This is a genomic window from Roseomonas sp. USHLN139 (genome assembly GCF_037145735.1).
In the GTDB taxonomy this organism is placed as follows: Bacteria; Pseudomonadota; Alphaproteobacteria; order Acetobacterales; family Acetobacteraceae; genus Pseudoroseomonas.
Genome location: NZ_JBBCWY010000027.1, coordinates 1 through 6,657 on the forward strand (window position 1 = coordinate 1; position 6,657 = coordinate 6,657).

The following is a 6,657-nucleotide window of genomic DNA, read 5'->3' on the forward strand; positions in this document are numbered from 1 at the left end:
TACATCATCCAGCTGTCGGACTGGACGGACGAGACGCCGAGCCACGTCATCGCCAACCTCAAGCGCGACCCCGGCTACTACAACTACAACAAGCGCACCCTGGCCAGCCTGATCGGCGAGCTCCGCCGCGCACCGGACGGCGCCGCCCGCTCGGCCATTGTCTCCGACCGCATCATGTGGGGCGACATGCGGATGGACCCGACCGACATCGAGGATGTCGGCGGCTACACCTATCTCGTCAACGGCCACACCCCGGCGCAGAACTTCACCGCGGTGTTCCGGCCGGGCGAGACGGTGCGCCTGCGCTTCATCAACAGCGGCGCCATGACGCATTTCGACGTGCGCGTCCCCGGTCTCGAGATGACCGTGGTGCAGGCGCACGGCAACAACGTGCGCCCGGTCACGGTAGACGAGTTCCGCATCGCCCCGGCCGAGACCTTCGACGTGCTGGTCCGCCCGCGCGACGGGCGCCAGTACCAGGTGCTGGCCGAGACCATGGGCCGCCAGGGCTTCGCGCAGTTCAGCCTGGCCACCCGGGAGGGCTTGCCCGCGCTGCCGCTGCCACCGCACCGCCCACGTCCGGTCCTCACCATGGCCGACATGGGCATGAACTACGGGCCGAGCGGCCTCGACCGCGGCACGCCGATGCCGGAGGTGGACGCGCCCGGCCACGTGGCGCCGATGGACATGGGCGGCATGGACCACTCCGCCATGCAGATGCCCGCCGGAGGCTCGCAGGGCATGCAGCACGGCGCCGCGGGCGGCATGAACCACGGCAGCATGGCTGGCATGGATCACTCCTCCATGGCGGGCATGGACCACTCGGCGATGCCCGGTATGAATCACGCGGCGATGTCTGGGGTGGACCACTCGTCCATGGCCGGGATGAACCACGGCAACATGCCCGGCATGAACCATGGTGCGGCGGGCGCCGGTGCCATGTCCGGAATGGACCACGGCGCCATGGGCCATGGCGGCATGGCGATGCCGGACCCCCTGGTGAACGACGTCGGCGCGCCGCCGGGCGCCCGCGTGCTGTCCTACCGCGACCTCCGTGCCGCCAAGCCGCTCTACCCAGTGCGCGAGCCGACACGCATCATCGAGATCCGGCTGACCGGCAACATGGAGCGGTACATCTGGTCCATCAACGGCAACAGCTTCAGCAAGGCCCAGCCGATCCAGCTCCACCTCGGCGAGCGGGCGCGCTTCCGCTTCACCAACGAGACCATGATGAACCACCCGATGCACCTGCACGGCGTGTGGATGATGCCCCAGGTGGGCAACGGCGCCGAGAACCCGCTGCTCCACACCGTCAACATCAAGCCCGGAACAACGCTCGACGTGGACATCGAAGCCGACGCGCCCGGTGGCTGGGCCTTCCACTGCCACATGCTCTACCACATGGAAACCGGGATGATGCGCAAGGTGGAAATCGTCGCGCCCCGTACGGCCGCGGCGCGGTGACGGCCATGAAGACCAGGAGCATCCTGACCGCCGCCGCCTCCCTGGCTGTGCTGGCCTTGGGCGCCCTCCAGACCGCCCCGGCGCAGGCCCAGGCCATGCAGCACAGCACCGAGCCGCCCTTCAGCCACGAGATCCTCACCGGCGCCGTGCTGTTCGAGAAGCTGGAATACGGCTGGGGGCTGGACGGGCCCAATGTCGGCCGCTGGGACGGGCAGGCCTGGTACGGCGGCGACGTCAATCGCGTCTGGCTGAAGACCGAGGGCGAGACGGCGCGGAACGGCCGGGTCGAGAGCGCCGAGATCCAACTGCTCTATTCCCGGCTGCTCAGCTACTACTGGGACTTCCAGGCCGGTGTCCGCTACGACATCCGTCCGCAGCCGGACCGCTTCTACGGCGTCATCGGCTTGCAGGGGCTGGCCCCCGGCATGTTCGAGGTCGACGTGCAGGGCTTCGTCAGCGAGAGGGGCGACCTGTCGGCCCGCGCGGAGGTGTCGTACGACGCCTACATCACGCAGCGCCTGGTGCTCCAGCCCAATGTGGAGGCCAACTTCGCCCTCCAGAAGGTGCCCGAGCTCGATATCGGCAGCGGCATCAACGACGTCGAGGCCGGGCTGCGCCTGCGCTACGAGTTCACCCGCGAGGTCTCGCCCTACATAGGCGTCAGCTACGAGCGGAAACTGGGTGACACGGCGCGCTACGCCCGCAACGAGGGCGAGGCCGTGGGCGGGTGGACCTTCCTGACCGGCATCCGGCTCTTCTTCTGAGGCCAAGCATGATGATCCGCACAACGCTCGCCGCCCTGCTGGCGATGACCGGCATGGCCGCCGCGGCAGAGCCCGCTGCCACGGTCCGCGCACTGAACCGAGGCCCCGTGGCGGGGGAGACCTTTGCCTACGACCCCGCCCTGGTGCGGGTGCCAGTGGGCGGCTCCGTCCGCTTCGAGCCCACCGACAAGGGTCACAACGTCGCCCCCATCCCGTCGCTCTGGCCCGCCGGGGCGCCGCCGCTCAACGTGCCGTTCAACAGCGACGCCACGGTGACCTTCGAGCGGCCCGGCGTTTACCCCGTGCAATGCACGCCCCACACTGGGTTGGGCATGGTGGCGCTGATTGTGGTGGGAGACGCCGATATGACCGAGTTCGCAGCGAAGGCTGCATCCGTCCCTGGCCTGGCGCCGAAGGCGCGGGCGAAGCTGGGTGCCCTTGCCGGTGCCGCCGGTCAGTCCTGACCACGAGCGGGAGGGACGCGGCAGCTCGCTCCCCCCTGAGGCCCACATCCTCGTCGTCGAGGATGACGGGGAGATGCGCACGCTCATCGCCAAGCTGCTGCGCCAGAACGGCTTCCGGGTCACCGGCGCTCGGAACGGCGCCGAGATGTGGGACACCCTGTCGCTCGCGCCGGTGGACCTGATCCTGCTGGACGTGATGCTGCCCGGCCAGTCCGGTCTCGACCTGTGTCGGATGCTCCGCGCGAAGTCGGAGGTTCCCATCATCATGGTGACCGCCCGGGGTGAGGAAACCGACCGGGTGGTGGGCCTGGAACTCGGCGCCGACGACTACCTGCCCAAGCCCTTCAGCCGCCCGGAGCTCCTGGCCCGCATCCGGGCCGTGCTGCGGCGCGCCCAGGCGGGCGCGAACCGGGCAGGAATGGTCAGCGGCGACCGCATGGTGTTCTCGGACTGGGTGCTCGACACCCGGCGCCGCGAGTTGGCGGCGCCGGACGGCTCGGCGGTCGACCTGTCCAGCGGCGAGTACGACCTGCTGCTGGCCTTTTGCGAGCATCCGCAGCGCGTCCTGTCGAGGGACCAGCTGCTGGACCTGGCTCGCAACCGCATCTCGGACAGCGTCGACCGCTCGGTGGACGTGATGGTCAGCCGCCTGCGCCGCAAGCTGGAGCCGCTGCCCGACAGCCCGGCTGTCATCAAGACCGTCCGGGGCGCGGGCTACATGTTCGTCCCCGCGGTGGTGCGCCGGTGAGCCGCCTTTTGCCCAGCACCCTGGCGGGCCGCATCATCCTGGTGCTGCTGGTGGGCCTGATGGCCTTCCACGTCGGCAGCTTGTGGCTGCACCAGACAGGCAGCGACATCCTCCTGGGCAGCACGCAGCAGAAGGTCACCGGCGAGCGGGTCGGCGCCGCCGCCCGCGCCATCGGCATGGTGCCGCCCGATGCCCGCGAGGCCGTGGCGCAGGCCCTGTCCTCGCCTGGTTTCCAGGTGCGCTGGCATCCCGGCGCCGCGGAGGGCGCCGTTGCGGCTGAGGACCTCACCATGACCGGCCACCGGGAGGCCGAGGGCAGGGTCGGCCTGCCTGGCGGCGGCTCCCTCTGGTACCACGCCGACCCATTGCAAGCGCAGCCGGAACACGCCACGCTGCTCTCCACCACGGCCATGGCGCTGGGCATCCTGGTGCTGGGGCTGCTGGTGGTGCGCCTCATCGCCCGCCCGCTGCGGGAACTCTCCGCCGCCGCCGACCGCATCGGCAGGCCGGGGCAGACGGTCACCGTCCCCGAGGAGGGACCCCGCGAGGTCCGGCAGGCGGCGCAGGCGTTCAACCGCATGCAGGCGCGCATCGACCGCCTCATCGCCGACCGCACCCAGGCGCTGGCGGCGGTCAGCCACGACCTCCGCACGCCCCTGGCGCGCCTGCGCCTGCGAGCGGGCTTCCTCGACGACGCAGAGGCGCAGAAGCAGATCGACGCCGACCTTGACGAGATGGACGCCATGATCGGCTCCACGCTGGCCTACCTGCGGGGTGACGAGGAGCAGGAGGAGGTCCGTACCGCAGACATCGCGGCGATGCTCCAGACGCTCTGCGGCGACGCCGAGGACATGGGTAAGTCGGTGACCTACGAGGGACCGCCGCAGGCGCGGCTTCCCTGCCGGGCCATCGCGCTCAAGCGCGCCTTCGCCAACGTCATCGACAACGCGGTGAAGTACGGCGCCTCCGCCCGTGTGGTGCTGGACGACCAGGGCCGTGAGCTCGTGGTCAACGTCGATGACGCCGGGCCGGGGGTTCCCGAGGCGCAGCTGGAGAGCGTCTTCCAGCCCTTCTACCGCCTTGAGGAATCCCGAAACCGCGGCACCGGCGGCTCCGGCCTCGGGCTGGCCATCGCGCGTCAGGCGGTCGGCCGCCACGGCGGCTCGGTGACGCTCCAGAACCTCGCGGGCGGAGGGCTGCGCGCCAGCATCCGCCTGCCCAGACCAGACTAGGAGCGCGAGCATGCGTAGCGTCGCCACCCGCCGAACTCTCACCACCGGCCTGCTGGGCTTGGTCCTGCTGCCCACGGCATGCGGTGGCCCACCCAAGGTGGAAGCCTGGCGGGACCGCACCTGCGGCTGCTGCGGCGGCTGGGTCGAGCACCTGCGGGCCGAGGGCTTCGAGGTCAGTGACAACGTGGTGGACGCCGTCGGCCCGCATCGGCAGGCGCTCGGGACGCCATCCGACCTGATCTCCTGCCACGCCGGGAAGGTCGGCCGCTACGCCCTGGAGGGCCATGTCCCCGCGGCCGCCATCCGGCGGCTGCTCAAGGACAGCCCCAAGAGCGTCGCCGGGCTGTCGGTGCCCGCCATGCCGGTCGGCGTCCCGGGCATGGAGGTGCCGGGGGCGGAGCCCTCGACCTACGAGGTCGTCGCCTTCGGCAGCGACGGCGCCTGGCGGCCGTGGATGCGCTTCCGCGGCCTGGAGGCCGTATGAGCGCGGCCGCCACCTTCGCTTGCGGCGGGTCGCCCGACGGCCTGCCGCCACCCCACGCCGTGCACGGCGCGTCGGCCGCGTCCCCTGGCCCCCGACCCGCCGTGCAGCGTCGTCACCCTGGCTGGCCGCGGCGGGCCGGGGCGCCTGCAGAACCCCTGCCACCCCTAGGAGGACACATGGTCCACATCACATCGAAGGCGATCGGCAAGGTCACCCTGGCCGCGACGCTGCTGCTGGGCGTCGCAGCCTGCGCGCAGCCCGGAGGTCCCCCGGCCACAACGCCCACCTCGTCGCAGATGTCCCTGACCCCGCCGCCGAGCACCCCGCCGGGTTCGTCCACCGCCCCGGCCACCGGCGCCGCCCAGGGCAGCATGGGCTCCATGCCCGGCCACAACATGTCCGGCATGCAGGGCCACAACATGGGCGGCATGAACATGCAGCAGATGATGCAGCACTGTCAGCAGATGCGCGCGCAGGCCCAGCAGGGCTCGCTGTCGCCGCAAATGCAGCAGATGATGCAGCACTGCCAGATGATGAACCACTGACCACCGGGGCGGGGCGCCTCCGGGCCCCCCGTCACGCTGCGTCGGACAGCGGCCTCAGGCGGCCGCCTGGTTGGCGTAGCCCGCCTGCTCGATGGCCGCGGCGAGTTCCGCCTGCGGCACGGAGGAGGTGACGGTCACCCGCCGGTTCTCGATGTCGGCGCTGAATCCGGCCGAGGTGTCCATGAACTTGACGGCACGCTCCACCTTCTTGGCGCAGCCGCCGCACTTCATGCCGGGAACCTCGAAGCGGTACATCGTGCTCTCCTCGCGAGTGACCGCGCCACAGGTGGGGCTTGCCCCTGTAGGAAGATCAAGGCTTCGTAAAGAACTATCCGGCGCCTTGACCTTCCCACATTGGGAAACTCCATCTCAGCCCCATGGAACGGCCACGGCGGCCGTAGGGAGTGCCGCAGATGGACGAGCGTCGTCACGATCACCACCATCATCATGGCCACCATCACGGCCATGACACGCCAGCGGCCGCGCAACCGGCCGAGAACAACGCGCCCAAGGTCCGAGACCCCGTTTGCGGGATGGAGGTCGACCCCGTCAGGACGCCGCACCATGCGCATCACGACGGCGCCGCCTTCCACTTCTGCTCGGCGGGCTGCAAGTCGAAGTTCGCGGCCGACCCGGGCAAGTACCTGAAGGCGGAGAGGGCGGCCCCGCCGACGGCAGCGGACAAGGCCGCCACCTACACCTGTCCAATGCACCCGGAGGTCCGCCAGCAAGGGCCGGGCAACTGCCCCATCTGCGGCATGGCCCTGGAGCCGCTGGAGGTCACCGCCGAGGCCGCCCCCAACGCGGAACTCGCCGACATGACGCGGCGGTTCTGGATCGGTCTCGTGCTGACCCTGCCGATCCTCGTCCTGGAGATGGGCGCCCACATCCCCGGCCTAGCCATCCACCACCTGGTGCCGCCCAGGGTCTCCGTGTGGCTCCAGTTCCTGCTCGGG

General features: G+C 70.5%; 9 protein-coding genes. 8 read left to right on the plus strand and 1 reads right to left on the minus strand.

From position 1 onward, the window contains the following. The 7 genes from WFI16_RS26740 to WFI16_RS26770 all read left to right on the plus strand — a co-directional run. A partial coding sequence (locus WFI16_RS26740) for a multicopper oxidase domain-containing protein (RefSeq protein WP_419900895.1) occupies nucleotides 1–1,464 on the plus strand: 1,464 nt, incomplete at its 5' end. A 5-nt stretch (nucleotides 1,465–1,469) separates the two neighbouring features. Further along, entirely contained in the window at nucleotides 1,470–2,228 is a 759-nt protein-coding gene (locus tag WFI16_RS26745) for a copper resistance protein B (protein WP_419900896.1), read from the plus strand. 8 nt (nucleotides 2,229–2,236) lie between these two features. Further along, nucleotides 2,237–2,692, plus strand: coding sequence for a plastocyanin/azurin family copper-binding protein (locus WFI16_RS26750; protein ID WP_419900897.1), 456 nt, complete (start codon nucleotides 2,237–2,239; stop codon nucleotides 2,690–2,692). Next, the gene (locus WFI16_RS26755; protein WP_419900903.1) at nucleotides 2,673–3,440 is read left to right on the plus strand and encodes a response regulator transcription factor; all 768 of its coding nucleotides are present in this window, start codon (nucleotides 2,673–2,675) and stop codon (nucleotides 3,438–3,440) included. The genes WFI16_RS26750 and WFI16_RS26755 overlap by 20 nt, the downstream gene beginning before the upstream one ends. 8 nt (nucleotides 3,441–3,448) lie before the next feature. Beyond that, nucleotides 3,449–4,672, plus strand: a complete 1,224-nt coding sequence (locus tag WFI16_RS26760) for an ATP-binding protein (protein ID WP_419900898.1) — start codon at nucleotides 3,449–3,451, stop codon at nucleotides 4,670–4,672. A gap of 10 nt (nucleotides 4,673–4,682) precedes the next feature. Beyond that, nucleotides 4,683–5,156: a DUF411 domain-containing protein gene (locus tag WFI16_RS26765; protein WP_419900899.1), complete on the plus strand. Its 474-nt coding sequence runs from the start codon at nucleotides 4,683–4,685 to the stop codon at nucleotides 5,154–5,156. A gap of 176 nt (nucleotides 5,157–5,332) precedes the next feature. Continuing rightward, nucleotides 5,333–5,701, plus strand: a complete 369-nt coding sequence (locus WFI16_RS26770) for a hypothetical protein (RefSeq protein WP_419900900.1) — start codon at nucleotides 5,333–5,335, stop codon at nucleotides 5,699–5,701. Between the two features lie 54 nt (nucleotides 5,702–5,755). Here the strand turns inward: WFI16_RS26770 and WFI16_RS26775 are convergent, their stop codons facing one another. Next, a complete protein-coding gene (locus tag WFI16_RS26775; RefSeq protein ID WP_419900901.1) occupies nucleotides 5,756–5,956 on the minus strand; it encodes a heavy-metal-associated domain-containing protein in 201 nt (66 codons plus the stop codon). A 158-nt stretch (nucleotides 5,957–6,114) separates the two neighbouring features. On the opposite strand from WFI16_RS26775, the gene WFI16_RS26780 reads away from it, so the two are divergent. Further along, the coding region (locus WFI16_RS26780; protein ID WP_419900902.1) for a heavy metal-binding domain-containing protein at nucleotides 6,115–6,657 on the plus strand (543 nt) is incomplete at its 3' end.

Coding starts and splice junctions, on each gene's coding strand:
- WFI16_RS26750 (WP_419900897.1), top strand. CDS start 2,237: ATGATGATCCGCACAACGCTCGCCGCCCTGCTGGCGATGACCGGCATG.
- WFI16_RS26775 (WP_419900901.1), bottom strand. CDS start 5,956: ATGTACCGCTTCGAGGTTCCCGGCATGAAGTGCGGCGGCTGCGCCAAG.
- WFI16_RS26765 (WP_419900899.1), top strand. CDS start 4,683: ATGCGTAGCGTCGCCACCCGCCGAACTCTCACCACCGGCCTGCTGGGC.
- WFI16_RS26770 (WP_419900900.1), top strand. CDS start 5,333: ATGGTCCACATCACATCGAAGGCGATCGGCAAGGTCACCCTGGCCGCG.
- WFI16_RS26745 (WP_419900896.1), top strand. CDS start 1,470: ATGAAGACCAGGAGCATCCTGACCGCCGCCGCCTCCCTGGCTGTGCTG.